Here is a 15,353-nt window from a genome sequence, read left to right on the forward strand (position 1 = left end):
GGCATTACCGGGTTTGAAGGTTGGCACTCGCAGTTACTGCGGTCGACATGCTTGTTTGTCTGCGCGCCAACTGAGCATAGGCCACTCCTAGCCCGGCCACCGACCAATACACCAGGGGAATTACCGTAATGCTGCTGACAGTGACGATGGTCACCAGTATTCCGGCCAGCGTCGCCAACAGCACGCGTCCGAGTCGGCGCGTCTCATCGTCCTTGTTGGGAATGGAACGCATCGCCTTGCGGATGCCAACCACAACAGTGGCGAAAAAAGCCACGAAAAGCGCCAAGCCGATCAGGCCGACCTTCAGCGCCACGCCGACATAGGTATTAACGATATCGATGATGCCCTGGCCCTGAATCATGGACTGCATTTCAGGTGTGTTGCGGAAATCGAAAGTACCCAGCAAAGGGTTGCGCTCGATGACGATCAATGCGTTGTCAATCAAGCGCTCCCGGTACGTGATGTTCTCTTTGTCCACCGTGCCGATGAACGGCAGCAGATCCAGCACCTTGTCCCCGCCGGGCACGATGCTCAGCAGGGGAATGGCGAGCACCCCGGCGAGTGCCAGCAGCGTCAGGCGTTTGACGGCGCTACGGCCGGTGGCGACGAACACGGCGATCATGGCGGCGGCACCGACCCAGGGACCTCGCGACAGCGGTGTCATCAGGCCGACGGCCAGCAGAAGGGCGCCGAGGTGGCGATGCAATCGGCTGCGTACACTCTCGCGCAGGAACAGGTAAAAGCCGAGGGCCACGCTGATGACGTAACCCAGTGCAATTGCCTGGCCGGTGCTGGCACTGGCACGTAGCGAGCCACCACGGCTCAAATAGGTGGCAGAACCCCACTGCATGTCCAGGGCGCCGATCAGCGCGCTGTACAGCAGCCAATGGCGGGTATATTCGGCGAGACCAATAAGCGCCAGCAGCATGCCGGCGAGTACAAAGGCGAACAGCGCATCCTTGAAGTCGCTGAGGTCCTTCAGTGCCCGACTGGCAACGTAATAAGGCAAAAAAACTTCGATGAACAGGTAGAACGTTTGGCGAAACGTGTCAGTGATGGTGGTTGCTCGCAGGCAGAGCAAGCTCATCAGCAGGATGTTGGCCGCCAGCAATCGGTCAGGCCAGGTACGTCCGAACGGGAGTGTGTCGGGACGCTTGCGCAAGGCCAGGAATGCCGGGAACAACACACACAATGCCAGTAGGCGAATATGGTCCAGGTCAAAAAAATAGTTGACCAGGCCCAGGCCGGGAATCCGCGCCTGAGCCGGCGGTATGAGAAACAGCAGAAGAAAAAACAGCGCCAGGGGGTTGTGTTCGCGTTGTCGTGCGAGGGTCAAAACGATCGCCGCAATGCCCGCATACACCCAGAAACTGTGCGAAACAAAGGCCAGCAGCGTCAATGCGAACCACAGATTGCGACGGCGAGTGAAGTCGCCCTGGGGGATCAGGTCTGTTGCCGGTCGGCGTGCAAAGGCAAAAACGATGCCCGCCAGAACCAGAATGACGATCAACGCGCGTAGGTGCTCAGGCATAGATTATTGGGCTTTTTTTATTGGTGAGCGACGCCTAATGGCATTCCCATTTGCGGCTATAGTCATTTCCATGACACAGAGCCTTGGGGTTGATGTTATGCCTTCAATCGATTTATCGCCAACCATGAACCTTCGCAAGCGAGCGATATCTGCAGGGGCATGGAACCTGGGCTCGCTGGTCACGACTCAAGCCATTCGCCTGGGCGGCAACCTTTTGATGGCCCGCTTGCTGGTGCCGGAAATGTTCGGTGTCATGGCCATTGCCACCACCGTCTCGGTGATCCTGCACTTGCTTTCCGATGTGGGCGTGCGCCAGAACATCATCCAGAGCCCGCGTGGTGACGATCCGGTGTTTCTCAATACCGCCTGGACGGTACAGATCCTGCGCGGTTTTTCCCTTTTCGCCTTGACACTTCTGGTGGCGGGCTTTGCGTGGTTTGCGCAAGCCTTGAATCTGTGGTCGGCCGATTCCACCTATGCCGAACCGGAGTTGCCACTGGTGTTGGCCGTTACCGGTTTTACCGCGGTCATCTTCGGTTTTCAGTCGACCAAGATCGACCTGGCAGTTCGCACCTTCCAGCAGAAGAAAGTGGTGCTCGCCGAGTTCGCGTCCCAGGTTGCCGGCCTGCTGGTGATGCTCGGCATCGCTTACTTCACCAGGTCTATCTGGTCACTGGTGATTGCAGGGTTGTTCTCGGCACTGGTCAGCACGCTGCTTGGTCATCTCTGGTTTCAGGGTCCGCCTAACCGGATACAGTGGGACCGCACTGCGCTCACAGAGTTAGTCGCCTTCGGCCGTTGGATACTGTTGTCTTCGGCGGTAGGGGTATTGGCCATGAATGGCGATCGCATCTGGTTCGGCGGCAGCATATCGGCCGCCGATTTGGGTATCTACTCCATTGCCGGACTGATTCTGGGGGGCATTCAACTCGGGGTGCTGAAGTTGGTCGCGTCGGTGGCCCTGCCAGCCTTCGGCGAGGCAGCCAGAGCCAATGACACCGCGCGGCTGCGCGCGTTGTATTACCGCTTGAGATTGATTGTCGATCTTGCCTTGCTTTTTTTATGCGGGCTGTTGCTGACCGTCAGTCCACTCGTCATCAGCTGGTTGTACGACGCGCGCTATGCCGCCGCCGGCAGCATGTTGGGCATACTATCCCTGTCGTTTTTCATATTGCGTTTCACCCTGGCGCATCAGATTTGGCTTGCCATGGGGCTAACCAAGTACCTGGCCATGGATAATATTATTCGCGTTGTCTCATTATGGCTGCTACTGCCATTGTTGTTGGCACTTGGCGGGTTGGATTATGCAATTTGGGGGGTTGCCCTGCATGCGCTTCCCACGCTTGTCCTGATCATTTATGTCAATTGTAAATTGGGGCTGTTCGATATCAAGCGTGAACTTCTTGTGCTACCAATGATGGGGGTTGGCGCGTTGTGTGGAGAGCTAGTGGTAAGTGTCGCCAAATGGCTTTGATTTAATCTCGATCTCTTGCTACTTTCAAAGTGGTGGCAGATGGACATTATTGAGGTGGTTGGCAGGGATGGTCGATCAGAAGGTGGTGTGACTTTGATGTTTAATTAAAATTACAACGCATTTCAACGTCGTGGAACTTTGAGTCATGAGTGAACTTGATTTGAAATTCCCTGTGATGAGTCGAAGAGGCTTTTTCCAGGCGTGTGTTCTGTTGAGTGTAGGGGGGTATGTATTCGGACTTCCCCGCGTCGCCGCTCGGCCTTCTGTTGATAAACCAGAGTTTGTTCTTGTCAACGGCTGGGTGTTGCCTGCTCACTATTTTCGGAACGAGCGAGCATGATCAAAGATTACCAGTCGCAGAAAGAACTGCGCGACCTTTATGACTTCTGCATCGTCGGGGGCGGGCCGGCCGGCATCACACTGGCGTTGCGTCTGGCCGGGTATGGCTGGAGCGTGGTACTTCTCGAAGGCGGGGAGCACAATTATTCGCAGCGCTCGCAAAGCCTCTACAAGTGCTCATCCTCAGGCCTCAATGTCTACCTCGAGGAGACGCGCCTGCGCTTTCTTGGCGGTACCTCCAATCATTGGGCCGGGCGTTGCCGCCCCTTTCAGCAATCCGACTTCGCCGTGCCGCCTCCTGGGGACTTGCCCGGTTGGCCCATTGAGTTTTCCGAGATAGAGCGTCATCTGCCGGCGGCCATGGCTATCCTGGATCTTCCGCTGGACTCGGGCTTCAAGACCATTAATGGTGCCATGGACAGCGAATTTGAAGCGGATCGCTTTTTGCTCAGCCCACCGACGCGATTTGCACAAAAATATGCCCGGGATCTTGAGGAGACCGAGGGACTTGATGTCTTCATCAATTGCAACTGCGTCGATCTGGAGTTTGACAATACGACCAGCCGCATAGCTGCGGTAGTGGTGTCTGACTACGACCTGCGCCGAGAAAGAGCGAGGGCAAAACATTTCATTCTGGCAACGGGCGCCGTCGAGAATGCCAGGCAACTGCTCAACAGCGAGTCCCTGGTGGCTGGCGGTGTCGTCAGCAGGGATGGCTTCGTCGGAAGTTGTTTCATGGAGCACCTGAATGTCGAAATGGGTACCTTCATTCTGATGGAGGGGCAGGATCCAGAGCCTCGACAGTACTTCACTACCGATGCGTTTGTGATGGAGCACAAGTCAGGTAAAGGCAATGTATCGACTGCGCTTCTATCTGAAGTGAAATCCTATGGGCGAATGGCAGAAGTCAAGACCTTTCTCGAGACGCTATCCTGCGATATAGGGATTGCACATAAAATCGATTACATTGCCAAGTTTAATTGCCCGGGCGATGGGGTGATTACTACTATGATTGAGCAGTTTCCCAATCGTAAAAGCCGCCTGTCCTTTCTCGAAGAGCGAGATGGATTAGGCATGGGCAAGGTGAACATAAACTGGGAACTCAGTCTTCAGGACAGGCATACCATCAAAACCATCGGGATGGAGATGGCAAAGTGCTTCGTAGAAGCAGGGCTTGGTTACGTCAAGTTGAGTGAGGGCGTATATGATGTCTCGCAGCCACTGAAAATGACGCCCCATGCTCACCATATGGGGACTACGCGAATGGCATCTACGCCTGAATTCGGGGTTGTCGATCAAAACTGTAAAGTGTTCGGCACCGACAACCTTTACATGGCCGGCAGCAGTGTTTTTGCTACCGGCGGCGCCAGCAATCCCACTATGCCTATCGTGCAGCTTACCCTGAGATTGGCGGAGCATCTCAATCATCAAATGAGTTCGGCAGTGGCTGCGAATTCCTGAGCGGGAGCGTTCTACATGGACAGGAGGCAAATTCACCAATAGTAGTGTGTTGATGCGTTGACTAGAGTGTACGAATGTTGAGTTCAAGGGGGAGACAATCCACTTTCGGAGTAATGCAGTGAAGGGTGGATAAAAACCGAAGGTGTATCTGGCTCTGGTTCAGTTATAAATCGCTGTATTTTGTGAGGCTGACAGGATGATTGGTCTACTAAAGCGTGCTATTGCTCATTACGCCAAAACAACAGGGCGTGGTACCTCACTCTACAAAAAGTTTTGTAAACCGGATGGGTATCAATGGGCTGAACATATGGCGCGATGGGGGGGACTGCACTCCATCGGTAAAGGCGTATGGATCAACCTTGGGTGCAACATCACCGACCCGGGGATGCTACGAGTCGGCGACAACGTAGGTTTATCTGATTGCACAATATTCGGCCACGATGGCATCGTCCATATGCTCAATGCGCGTAACGGAACAAAACTCGATTCTGTTGGTGGCGTCGATATCCGATCTAATTCCTTTGTCGGCCATGGCGCTATCGTCATGCAGGGCGTAACGATTGGCCCGGATTCAGTTGTGGCCGCTGGCGCTGTTGTACTCAGAGACGTTCCGCCCGGGGTCGTGGTCGGGGGGAATCCAGCCAGGGTTATCTGTACGATGGAAACGCTGGTGAAGAATGTCGAAGAGCGTTGCGCCGCTTATCCATGGATTGACCTCATCCAGCAGCGCAAGGGTGTATATGACCCGGAACTGGAACCGAAGCTGAAAGCAATGAGAACAGAGTATTTTTTTGGCGAACAAGCAAATGGCTAGTGCAGCCCTTGATGTCTTGGTAGTTAATTACAATACAGCATCTCTGCTGCAGCCGATGTTTAATGCGTTACGCCAGTCAAATAACGCGGAGCGCACGCGTTATTTGGTGGTGGACAATGCCTCTGCCGATAATTCGCTGGAGTGCCTGGCAAGTATTTGTCCAGAGGCATTGCAACTGGCCAATGAAAATAATGTTGGTTTTGGACGTGCCAATAATCAATTGGTCGAACACCTGCAAGGCAAGTACGCGTTGCTCCTCAATACCGATGCCTTCGTAGATTTGGATACCCTGAGCAAGACCCTCGAATACATGGAGACTCATACTGATTGCGGTGTCCTGGGCGTTCGGCTGGTCGGACGAGAGGGCGATTTGCAACCCTCCTGCCGCTATTTTCCAACTCCGTTTAATGTCTTTATCGCCACTACAGGGCTTGAACGTTTTTTCCCTGGGGTGAAAAAGGTCGACGACATGACCTGGGATCATAACTCGGTGCGTGAGTGCGACTGGGTGCCCGGGTGCTACTACCTGATCCGTCGTGAAGTCATTGACAAGGTGGGCTTGTTCGACCCGCGCTACTTTCTTTATTACGAGGAGGTCGATCACTGCAAACGCGTTAAACAGGCGGGTTGGAAGGTGGTTTATTACCCGCATACCACGGTGGTGCATATCGGCGGTGAAAGCGCCAAATCTGTTGACCAGCTCAACGCGGCCAGTCGCCAGATTCCCAGGTTGCAAATTGAAAGTGAGCTTTTGTACTTCCGCAAGCACCACGGCCTATCGGGTTTGACCGTACATATGTTCCTGGTCAGCCTGGGTGATCTGATTCTGGCGCTAAAAGCTCTATTGAAGGGCCGCGGCTGGGCCGCCATGGGTGCACGCTGGCAGCATGCCCGGGTTACCTGGGCATTGCTGCGCGATACCCATTTCGCCAGGCAACCAACACGGTAGATCAATCTATGTTCGAAAATATACGTGGGGATTTGCGTGCTTACGGTGGTGATTGGGGGGGCCAGGGGTTCTGGGTGATGCTGGTCTATCGCTTCGGCCGCTGGCGCTACGGTGTGCGCCCGGCGTTGTTGCGAAAGTTGCTCTCCTTTATCTACAAAGTGCTCTTCAAATGGGTGCAGATCGTGACGGGTATCGAGCTGCCGTGTGAAGTGGTGATCGGTCGCAACTTCGTCATCGATCATTTCGGCGGAATCGTGATCAGTGGTTATGCGCAGTTTGGCGATAATTGCCGTATCCGCAATGGTGTGGTCGTGGGGCTGAAGAATGTGAGTGAGCCGATTGCCCCGGTGATAGGCAACAATGTTGATATCGGTGCAGGGGCCAAGGTGCTGGGCAATATCCGCATTGGTGACAATGTCGTGATTGGTGCCAATGCCGTGGTGCTGACAGATGTCCCGGACGACTGCCTGGCAGTGGGCGTGCCTGCGACTATCAAGAAAATGCAGCGCGCAGAAGTAAGGAAATGCTCATGAACGCCATGGCTACTGGCCTTGGTGTTGTTGTGATCGGTCGCAATGAAGGCCTAAGGCTTGAGCGCTGCCTGGCTTCGCTGGTCGCTTCGGGGCAGAAGGTTGTGTATGTCGACTCCGGATCAACGGATGGTTCAGTGCAGATGGCACTGAGGTTTGGGGTCGAGGTGGTCGAGTTGGATATGGCAATTCCCTTTACGGCTGCGCGTGCGCGCAATGAAGGGTTTGCCTGCGCGCAACGCTTGTTGCCGGCGCTGCGTTACGTGCAGTTCGTCGACGGTGATTGCGAAGTTGCCGGCGGCTGGCTACTCCGGGCACAAGCCTTTCTTGATGCGCGACCAGAGGTTGCGGTGGTCTGCGGGCGGCGTCGGGAACGTTTTCCACAGCGCTCGATTTACAACTTGCTGTGTGATCTTGAATGGGACACGCCGATAGGTGAGGCCAGGGCCTGTGGTGGCGATGCGCTGATGCGGGCTGACGCGTTCGCTTCAGTGTCGGGGTTTCGAGCGGATCTCATTGCCGGAGAAGAGCCCGAGTTGTGCGTGCGTCTGCGTACGGCTGGATGGAAGGTCTGGCGTCTGGAGGAGGACATGACCTTGCACGATGCAGCCATGACCCGCTTCGGCCAATGGTGGCGGCGCACCTTGCGCAGTGGCCATGCCTTCGCCCAGGGCGCATTCTTGCATGGGGCCGCACCGGAGCAACATTGGCTGCGGGAGTCGCGCCGTGCCTGGCTATGGGGCCTGGGGTTGCCACTGGCGACTATCGGCGCGTGTCTGCTGCTGGGATGGTCCGGGCTGCTTCTGCTGCTGGTCTATCCACTGCAGGTGGTGCGCCTGGCTCGCCGGGGCGAACGATCTGCGCGCGAAAACTGGTTGCAGGCTTTCTTTCTGGTGCTGGGCAAATTTCCCGAGATGCTCGGGCAAGTCAAGTTTCTGTTGAGCAGATTCAGTGCCGGCAAGACGACGCTGATCGAATACAAGTGAGACTTCCATGACGTATCGGCACATATTGAAAAGCGTGGTTTTTTTGCATGCAGGGTACTCCTTCAGAGCATTGAATAATAAATTAAAGTTAATGGTTTTAATTGCCAGGCACTGGTCTGAGCTCAAGTTGTTTTTGCAGCGAATGTCGAATGCTCTGGGCAGGTCCGGCTTTGAAAGGCTGGGAAATGATTGTGTCGGTGTTGTTCATTGGCCTTACATCAGTAAATGCTGGAGGCCACAGGATAGACTGGGTGTGCTGGCTTCCCATTATGAAGTGGTGACAAAGAGCTGTCCGCAGCTGTTACTACTGGGACGCAATGAAAGTTTGATCTTGAGTGACTTGTCGGAGTGCGCTGTCGGTTGTTCCCTGGTGCTGGATCGTCCGATGTGGTTTATGCGCGAAGGAGAACTGGTGCTGAATTTGTTTCAGGGGGATTTGCGCATTGCATCAATAGCGTTCACCTTGTGTCGCACGGAGACTGAATTATGTATTTTTATCGGTGCGGTCCAGGGGATACACAAGGGCGTGGAGAGTGACAAGTCTCTGGATATTTACAGGGAACTAACAAAGAATTTTGAAGGCCTGCGGCCAAGAAGTTTTCTGATCGAAGCAATCAAGTATATCGCAATCAATATTGGAGTTGAAAAAATTTATGCGATAGGGGATGGCTATCGTCATCATCGTCATCCGTATTTTGGGGCTCACAAAGCCCAGGAACTGGCGGCCAATTATGATGTCATCTGGTTGGAACATGGGGCTTTTCCATCAGGGCGTGAAGACTTTTTTGAAATTCCCCTGACCCTGTCGAAAAAAGCGCTTGATGATATTCCCTCAAAGAAACGCGCCATGTACCGCAGGCGTTATGAGCTTCTTGAGTGTGTTTTTACAAGAATAGACGAAGTGTTGACAGGCAGTTCTGCAGTGAGCGCAAGCGCTCATTAGCTCAATATCCGAGTATAGAGGGTATTGATTTTAAACGGTTTTTTATTTGCCCTTCCTGGGTGAGTGTCTACACGCATTTTATTTGGTCAATAATTGACGTGTGGTCGGTATAAGCGACGTGGTGTTGTTGACGTTCCTGATAACTGTACTAGCTTTGGGAATAAAGCAGCATTAATCCACCGTAACGATATCCAAGCATGGGTTCCTATGCGTATCGCTTATTTTATCAATCAATACCCCAAAGTTAGCCATAGCTTCATTCGTCGCGAGATTTTGGCGTTGGAACGTCAGGGCTTTGCAGTGCAGCGTATTGCTCTGCGTGGCTGGGACGCCGAATTGGTGGACGACGAAGACGCTTCCGAACGCGATAAAACCTGCTATGTGCTGCAGGGTGGCGTCAAAGGGCTGTTATTGCCTGTGTTGCAGGTACTGCGCGCCCAGCCGCGGCGCTTTCTTTCGACGCTGCGCCTGGCGCTGCGCATGGGCCGGCGTGCCGATCGCCCTTGGCCGTACCATTTGATCTATTTGTCCGAGGCGTGCCGCCTGCTGCCCTGGTTGCACGCGTTTGGCGCCGAGCATGTGCATGCGCATTTCGGCACCAACTCAACCGAGGTGGTGATGCTGGCCAATGCACTCGGCGGGCCGGCGTACAGTTTTACCGTGCACGGCCCGGAAGAATTCGACAAACCGCAGTTTATTCATTTGGGCGAGAAAGTCCGGCGCGCGGCCTTTGTCGCGGCTATCAGCTCTTATGGGCGCAGCCAGCTGTTTCGCTGGGTGGCGCATGCGCACTGGGCAAAGGTAAAGGTGGTGCATTGCGGCCTGGAGCGGGCGTTTCACGATGTGCCCGCAGTTGCAGTGCCGTCCGTACCGCGATTGGTTTGCGTGGGCCGCTTGTGTGAGCAAAAGGGCCAACTATTGTTGATTGAGGCTGCCCGCATCCTGGCAGCGCAAGGCGTGGCGATCGAAATCGTACTGGCCGGCGACGGTGAAATGCGTGGGCAGATCGAAGCCCTGATTGCCCTGTACGGCTTGCAGGCGCAGGTGCGGATTACCGGCTGGATCAGCAGCGAGCAGGTGCGGGCGGAAATGCTTGCGGCGCGTGCCCTGGTGTTGCCGAGCTTCGCCGAGGGTTTGCCGGTGGTCATCATGGAGGCCATGGCCTTGCGCCGGCCTGTGCTGACGACGTATGTAGCCGGCATTTCCGAGTTGGTACGTCAGGGTGAGAACGGTTGGTTGTTTCCTGCTGGGGCGGTGGATGAGTTGGCAGCGGCGCTGGCGGACTGCCTTGCGCAACCTGCCGAGGTCTTGCAGCGGATGGGCGAGGCGGCTTATCAGCGAGTGCTGGAGCGACACGACATCGATACCGAAGCGGCCAAGCTGGCCGATTTGTTTAGGACGCAAGCATGATCACATTATTTGATTGGCTTCTCAGCGTACTGCTCATACTCCTCTTCTTGCCGGTGTTGGTGCTTTTTGTGCAGGTGCTGCTGGCCTGCCTGCCGGTGCGATCGCTCCCATCGGCGCAAGGTTCGCGTCCGCGGGTGGCGGTATTGGTGCCGGCACACAATGAATCCTCGGTCATCATCGCGACGCTCAATAGCATTCGGCCGCAGTTGCTGGAAGGCGATCGTCTGTTGGTGGTGGCGGACAACTGTGCTGATGACACGGCCGCGCTGGTCCGCGCTTCGGGCGCCGAGGTGGTGGAGCGCAGCAATGATCAGCAGCGTGGCAAGGGGTATGCGCTGGACTTCGGGGTGCGTCACCTGGCGGAGCGGGCACCGGACGTCATGATCATTGTCGATGCCGATTGTCAGCTGGGCGAGGGCGCTATTGACCGTCTGGCAATGTGTTGCTTCGACTCCGGTCGGCCCACGCAAGCACTTTATCTGATGCGCGCTCCAGAACATTCCGGGCTGAAAGTGCGGATCGCCGAGTTTGCCTGGTGTGTGAAGAATCTGGTGCGGCCGCAAGGTTGGGCTCGGTTGGGTCTGCCCTGTCAGTTGATGGGCTCAGGAATGGCCTTCGTCTGGCGGGATCTGGCTTTGATCGATTTAGCCAGTGGCCACATCGTCGAAGATTTGAAGATGGGCTTCGAATTCTGTCGCCGCGGCAAACCACCCCTGTTTTGCCCTGATGCACGAGTGACCAGTTATTTTCCGCGCAGTGATGAAGGTTTGAGTACCCAACGTACGCGCTGGGAGCATGGTCATCTGGGGGTAATCCTCGGTGATGCACCAAGGTTGTTCGTAGAGTCGATTGGCCGGGGTAACTGGAACCTGCTGGCCATGACGCTGGATTTATTGGTCCCGCCGTTGGCCTTGCTGGCTTTGGCGTTGGGGGCGGCCTTTAGCCTGTCATGGCTGGTATTCATGCTGGGAGGAGCCTGGCCCCCGGCATTGATCGCTTCTGCCGGGGTTGCACTCTTGAGTGCGACTATCGTGCTGGCATGGAGCCAATTTGCGCGCGCAGTGATCTCTTTTTCAGCCTTGTTGTATGCGCCGTTCTACGCGGTGAAGAAGATACCCCTGTATCTGGGCTTTTTGCTCAAGCGCCAAGTGGAGTGGGTGCGTTCTTCGCGAGGTGACCAATAATGCGCACTTTGGCCTGGCAGAATAACTGGCAAACAATTATCCATAACCTCAGGGTGGTCAGTGATCCCGGTGATGAACAAGGCTTGATTGATACGCTATCCAGGCCTGAGGCGGCGACAGTGCTTGGATTCGTCAATGCCCATGCCATGAACCTGGTGGCGTGCAACAGCGATTACTATAACGCGCTGTCGGCTGCTCACGTGTTGTTACGGGATGGCTCCGGCATGTCCATCCTGTATCACCGACTCGGCCTGTTGCCGGGGCTGAATATGGATGGCACGGATTTCATTCCCAAGTTACTGGCTGCGTTCAAGGGGCGGCGCGTGGCTTTCTGGGGCACCCGCGAGCCCTTTCTGACGAATGCGGTGCAGCGTTGCGAAGCGATATATGAAGTAAATGTCGTTTCTGCTCACCATGGGTTTGCCGAGGTGGATGCCTACATACAACTGGCCCGGCAACTGCAGCCGGAATTGGTTGTGCTGGGCATGGGCATGCCCAAGCAAGAAGCTGTTGCTGCCAGGCTGACTGCCATTGGAGTGCCCTGTCTGATTGTGTGCGGCGGGGCGATCCTGGATTTTCTCGGCGGCAAGGTTACCCGGGCTCCGCATTGGGTTCGTCATATCGGTTGTGAGTGGGTATTCAGGCTGATGAGTGAGCCAAAGCGATTATTCGTTCGCTATGTGGTTGGTAATCCGAAGTTCTTGTTGCGCACGCTGATCTTCAGAAATGTTCTGCTCAGGGGGAACCTGAAAAAGACTTACCATCTCTGGTGACGTTCGTCGGTCCTTGCTGCACGATTTTCCCACGAAGCAGATGACCTTCGTCGACGCCGCGCAGGTCGTCAACGCAAGCAAAAAATTCGGGCACGCCAGTCTGGCAAACGCCCGCTCAACCCTGGCGCAGAGCCCGGCGATCGATCTCACTGATCGTCGGATCCCTGCTCAGCGGCAAACGTGCCTGGAACGTCTCCAGAAAATCCGGGGCGATTCAGTGGCTGATCGGATACTGCTGCTACAGTGATATCAATGTCACCTGAACGTCGAATAAACGGCCAGAGATGGATTTTTGACGCCACCCGTTTTGGGCGCGCCTGACGGGCACTGTGCAAGGTGGCAGCGATCTGCCGGGGTGAGGCTGACAAGGCCTGTCAGAGCCTGCGAAGCGCCTAGTGAAGCGTTAAAAAGACTTCATGAGATTGGCTGTGCCACGGCTGGCGGCTCATATTACGCATTGACCTCCAAGGGGTGAATTCGATGAAGTTGTATTTGAGCAAAGTTGGCAAGGACGCCGCTATCGGGCTCCTTGCAATTTGCTTTTTTGGCTTGGCGGCCTGCTCTTCGCCGGTTGAGAAGGCCATCAAGTATTACGAGAAAGGTCTGGCGCTGATGGTTCAGGGCGACTTGCCCAAAGCCCGCATCGAATTGCAGAACGCGTTACAAATCAGTCCCGGACTCACCAGGGCATGGTTTGCGCTCGCCCAGATCGCCGAACAGCAGGGGGACTGGGAACAACTGTTCGGTTTGCTCAACAAGGTTATTGAACATGATCCTCAGCATCTTGAAGCCCAGCTGAAGTTGGGGCGCATGCTGCTGGCTGCCGGTCGAATGGACCAGGCGCTTGTCGCGAGTGATATCGCCTTCGGTTTGGCGCCAAATAATGCCGAGGTACTCGGGTTGCGAGCTGGCGTGCTCTACAAAGGGGGCAATGTGGCAGGGGCAGTCGCCCAGGCAAATGCGGCGCTGAAGACAAGCCCGAATAATATGGATGCGCTGGTGGTGCTGGCGACTGAACGCCTGGCGGCCAACGATGTTGACAGGGCCATTGAATATCTCGACCGAGGCTTGAAAGTCAGCGAGAAAAATATTGCCCTGCAACTCATCAAGGTACAGGCGCTGGACGCTTTAGGTCAGACAGGGTCTGCCGAGGTTGTTTTGCGAAAGCTGGTTGAGCTCTACCCGCAAACTCGCGCCTTGCGCCATATGCTTGCCCAGTTCTACCTGACTCACGAGCGTGCAGATGCGGCTGAAGCCGAGTATCGGGCCATTGCAGTGGAGAATCCGAATGACGTTCAAGCCCGCCTGGATAGGGTGCGCTTTATCGCTTCCGTCAAAGGGACAAAAGCAGCGATCGGACAATTGCAGGAAATGATTGCCAGGGACTCTGGCAATAATGAGCTCAACTTCCTGCTGGCCGCCACGCTGCAATCTCAGGGTGATCACCGCGCTGCCGCGGCGGTATTTCGCTCTATCATCGAGAAATCCGGCGATAGTACTGATGCCATCAAGGCCAAAGGGCTGTTGGCGGGCGTGTTGCTCTGGAATGGCGACAAGCCGGCAGCGCAGTCCCTTATCAACCAGGTGCTCGCCGGGGATCGGCGTAATGAACAGGGCCTGCTGCTCAAGGCCAGCCTGGCGATAGACGAGCGCCAACTCGATCTGGCGTTTGCCGATTTGCATACCATCCTGCGCGATTCGCCCAATTCCCCCCGTGCTCTGCTGATGCAGGCCAAGGCCCATGAGCTTGCAGGGGCGACTGAACTTGCCCAGGAAAGCTATATGAAGGCTTACGAGGCAGGCAAGCCGACGCTGCCCTTTGGCATCACCTATGCCGAGTTTCTGTTGCAGCGTGGTCAGGTGGCCCGTGCCGAGGCTGTCGCGTCCGAGATTTTGCAGTCAGAGCCGCGGAATGTGCCGGCGCTGAGGTTGCTTGCGCAGGCTCGGATCAAGCAGAGCAAATGGTCGGGCTCGCAAGCGGTGGCGGATGAAATGAACAAGCTGCCAGGTCACCAAGAGCTGGCAGAGCAGATCCGTGGAAGCATCTTTGCTGCTCGCAAGGATTACGTGGGAAGTATTGCAGCGTTTCGCCGCGCCTACGATGCCGCGCCTTCGGATGTTCAGGCGATGGTGTCCCTGGCGCGCGCCTACCTGCTGGCCGGCAAGGCGAGCGAGGCAGTGGCTTTCCTTGACTCGGTAATCAAAGCAAACCCGGGAAATGCGAGAGCGCTTTTGCTCCTCGGCGAGCTGCATGCAGTGAGTGGCAATAACATGGCCGCCATTCAGGCCTTCCGGCAAGTCATTAGCCAGCAACCGCAGCTGGCGGCCGGTTATGTCAATTTGGCCAGTTTGCAAATGCGAGCCGGCCGCATCCTTGAGGCGGAGCAGATTATTGATCAGGGTGTGGCGAAGGTTCCTGGCAATTTTGAGCTGTCCATGGCAAGAGCGGGCATCCTTGAGGTGTCCGGGCGGTTTGATGAGGCAATCGAGGCGTACGAGAGCCTGCTCAAGGACCATCCAGGTTCCGATGTGCTGGTCAACAATCTTGCGAGCCTGCTGAGCGAGCACCGCGCCGACCAGGCGAGTTTGATTCGCGCACACGGTTTGGCTCAGCGCTTCAGGCGCAGCGATGTCCCTTATTTCAAGGACACCTTGGGCTGGACGAGTTATCGGTTAGGTAATGTCGAGGAGGGGATTGCGCTAATCGAGGACGCTGCACGCGAATTGCCCGAACAGCCGGCGTTCCGTTATCACCTCGGGATGAGCTATCGGGCACTGAATAAAAATGAGCAGGCGCGCAAGGAGCTCGAAAAGATGCTCGAGCTGAGTCAAGGGAATAGTTCTTACGACGCTGAGCGGGTCCACCAGGCGCTGGGAATATTGAACAGGTTCAAGGAGCCTATCATGTATGAGGCGGGTCATTCAGGACTGACAGTTAATTGATAATTTTGTTTTCATT

At 55.6% G+C, this 15,353-nt stretch carries 14 protein-coding genes; 13 read left to right on the forward strand and 1 reads right to left on the reverse strand.

Translation table 11 applies throughout. The features are described from left to right. Positions 1 to 4 precede the first annotated feature (4 nt). Positions 5 to 1,531 (reverse strand): O-antigen ligase family protein, encoded by a 1,527-nt coding sequence (locus tag F2S13_RS05635; RefSeq protein WP_166359488.1) that lies wholly within the window; start codon positions 1,529 to 1,531, stop codon positions 5 to 7. Between the two features lie 97 nt (positions 1,532 to 1,628). Between F2S13_RS05635 and F2S13_RS05640 the strand changes: the two genes are divergently transcribed. From F2S13_RS05640 to F2S13_RS05700, 13 genes are all read left to right on the forward strand, one after another. Further along, complete coding sequence (locus F2S13_RS05640) at positions 1,629 to 3,005, forward strand: oligosaccharide flippase family protein (protein ID WP_166359489.1); 1,377 nt, start codon at positions 1,629 to 1,631, stop codon at positions 3,003 to 3,005. 145 nt (positions 3,006 to 3,150) lie between these two features. Beyond that, positions 3,151 to 3,345, forward strand: coding sequence for a hypothetical protein (locus F2S13_RS05645; RefSeq protein WP_166359490.1), 195 nt, complete (start codon positions 3,151 to 3,153; stop codon positions 3,343 to 3,345). Then, positions 3,342 to 4,805 (forward strand): FAD-dependent oxidoreductase, encoded by a 1,464-nt coding sequence (locus tag F2S13_RS05650; RefSeq protein ID WP_166359491.1) that lies wholly within the window; start codon positions 3,342 to 3,344, stop codon positions 4,803 to 4,805. Before F2S13_RS05645 ends, F2S13_RS05650 begins: the two co-directional genes overlap by 4 nt. Before the next feature lie 196 nt (positions 4,806 to 5,001). Beyond that, positions 5,002 to 5,619 (forward strand): acyltransferase, encoded by a 618-nt coding sequence (locus F2S13_RS05655; protein WP_166359492.1) that lies wholly within the window; start codon positions 5,002 to 5,004, stop codon positions 5,617 to 5,619. After that, positions 5,612 to 6,568, forward strand: coding sequence for a glycosyltransferase family 2 protein (locus tag F2S13_RS05660; RefSeq protein WP_166359493.1), 957 nt, complete (start codon positions 5,612 to 5,614; stop codon positions 6,566 to 6,568). The genes F2S13_RS05655 and F2S13_RS05660 overlap by 8 nt, the downstream gene beginning before the upstream one ends. Before the next feature lie 8 nt (positions 6,569 to 6,576). Further along, positions 6,577 to 7,101, forward strand: a complete 525-nt coding sequence (locus tag F2S13_RS05665; protein WP_166359494.1) for a serine O-acetyltransferase — start codon at positions 6,577 to 6,579, stop codon at positions 7,099 to 7,101. A 5-nt stretch (positions 7,102 to 7,106) separates the two neighbouring features. Continuing rightward, the gene (locus tag F2S13_RS05670; RefSeq protein ID WP_166359570.1) at positions 7,107 to 8,084 is read left to right on the forward strand and encodes a glycosyltransferase family A protein; all 978 of its coding nucleotides are present in this window, start codon (positions 7,107 to 7,109) and stop codon (positions 8,082 to 8,084) included. 7 nt (positions 8,085 to 8,091) lie between these two features. Further along, positions 8,092 to 9,027 carry a DUF535 family protein gene (locus tag F2S13_RS05675; protein ID WP_166359495.1) on the forward strand — a complete coding sequence of 312 codons (936 nt, stop codon included), beginning with the start codon at positions 8,092 to 8,094 and terminating at the stop codon, positions 9,025 to 9,027. A gap of 207 nt (positions 9,028 to 9,234) precedes the next feature. Beyond that, on the forward strand, positions 9,235 to 10,437 hold the full coding sequence (locus F2S13_RS05680; RefSeq protein WP_166359496.1) for a glycosyltransferase: 1,203 nt from the start codon (positions 9,235 to 9,237) through the stop codon (positions 10,435 to 10,437). Then, positions 10,434 to 11,621 (forward strand): glycosyltransferase family 2 protein, encoded by a 1,188-nt coding sequence (locus F2S13_RS05685; protein ID WP_166359497.1) that lies wholly within the window; start codon positions 10,434 to 10,436, stop codon positions 11,619 to 11,621. Before F2S13_RS05680 ends, F2S13_RS05685 begins: the two co-directional genes overlap by 4 nt. Beyond that, entirely contained in the window at positions 11,621 to 12,394 is a 774-nt protein-coding gene (locus tag F2S13_RS05690) for a WecB/TagA/CpsF family glycosyltransferase (RefSeq protein WP_166359498.1), read from the forward strand. The genes F2S13_RS05685 and F2S13_RS05690 overlap by 1 nt, the downstream gene beginning before the upstream one ends. Before the next feature lie 40 nt (positions 12,395 to 12,434). Further along, complete coding sequence (locus F2S13_RS05695; RefSeq protein ID WP_166359499.1) at positions 12,435 to 12,641, forward strand: hypothetical protein; 207 nt, start codon at positions 12,435 to 12,437, stop codon at positions 12,639 to 12,641. A 233-nt stretch (positions 12,642 to 12,874) separates the two neighbouring features. Beyond that, a complete protein-coding gene (locus F2S13_RS05700; RefSeq protein ID WP_166359500.1) occupies positions 12,875 to 15,337 on the forward strand; it encodes a tetratricopeptide repeat protein in 2,463 nt (820 codons plus the stop codon). Positions 15,338 to 15,353: the final 16 nt, after the last annotated feature.

It is taken from the genome of Pseudomonas akapageensis, assembly GCF_011355085.1.
Taxonomy (GTDB): domain Bacteria; phylum Pseudomonadota; class Gammaproteobacteria; order Pseudomonadales; family Pseudomonadaceae; genus Aquipseudomonas; species Aquipseudomonas akapageensis.

Bases quoted from the DNA above. Each gene is read 5' to 3' on its own strand.
- F2S13_RS05635 (WP_166359488.1), bottom strand. From the start codon at position 1,531: ATGCCTGAGCACCTACGCGCGTTGATCGTCATTCTGGTTCTGGCGGGC.
- F2S13_RS05640 (WP_166359489.1), top strand. From the start codon at position 1,629: ATGCCTTCAATCGATTTATCGCCAACCATGAACCTTCGCAAGCGAGCG.
- F2S13_RS05645 (WP_166359490.1), top strand. From the start codon at position 3,151: ATGAGTGAACTTGATTTGAAATTCCCTGTGATGAGTCGAAGAGGCTTT.
- F2S13_RS05650 (WP_166359491.1), top strand. From the start codon at position 3,342: ATGATCAAAGATTACCAGTCGCAGAAAGAACTGCGCGACCTTTATGAC.
- F2S13_RS05655 (WP_166359492.1), top strand. From the start codon at position 5,002: ATGATTGGTCTACTAAAGCGTGCTATTGCTCATTACGCCAAAACAACA.
- F2S13_RS05660 (WP_166359493.1), top strand. From the start codon at position 5,612: ATGGCTAGTGCAGCCCTTGATGTCTTGGTAGTTAATTACAATACAGCA.
- F2S13_RS05665 (WP_166359494.1), top strand. From the start codon at position 6,577: ATGTTCGAAAATATACGTGGGGATTTGCGTGCTTACGGTGGTGATTGG.
- F2S13_RS05670 (WP_166359570.1), top strand. From the start codon at position 7,107: ATGGCTACTGGCCTTGGTGTTGTTGTGATCGGTCGCAATGAAGGCCTA.
- F2S13_RS05675 (WP_166359495.1), top strand. From the start codon at position 8,092: ATGACGTATCGGCACATATTGAAAAGCGTGGTTTTTTTGCATGCAGGG.
- F2S13_RS05680 (WP_166359496.1), top strand. From the start codon at position 9,235: ATGCGTATCGCTTATTTTATCAATCAATACCCCAAAGTTAGCCATAGC.
- F2S13_RS05685 (WP_166359497.1), top strand. From the start codon at position 10,434: ATGATCACATTATTTGATTGGCTTCTCAGCGTACTGCTCATACTCCTC.
- F2S13_RS05690 (WP_166359498.1), top strand. From the start codon at position 11,621: ATGCGCACTTTGGCCTGGCAGAATAACTGGCAAACAATTATCCATAAC.
- F2S13_RS05695 (WP_166359499.1), top strand. From the start codon at position 12,435: ATGACCTTCGTCGACGCCGCGCAGGTCGTCAACGCAAGCAAAAAATTC.
- F2S13_RS05700 (WP_166359500.1), top strand. From the start codon at position 12,875: ATGAAGTTGTATTTGAGCAAAGTTGGCAAGGACGCCGCTATCGGGCTC.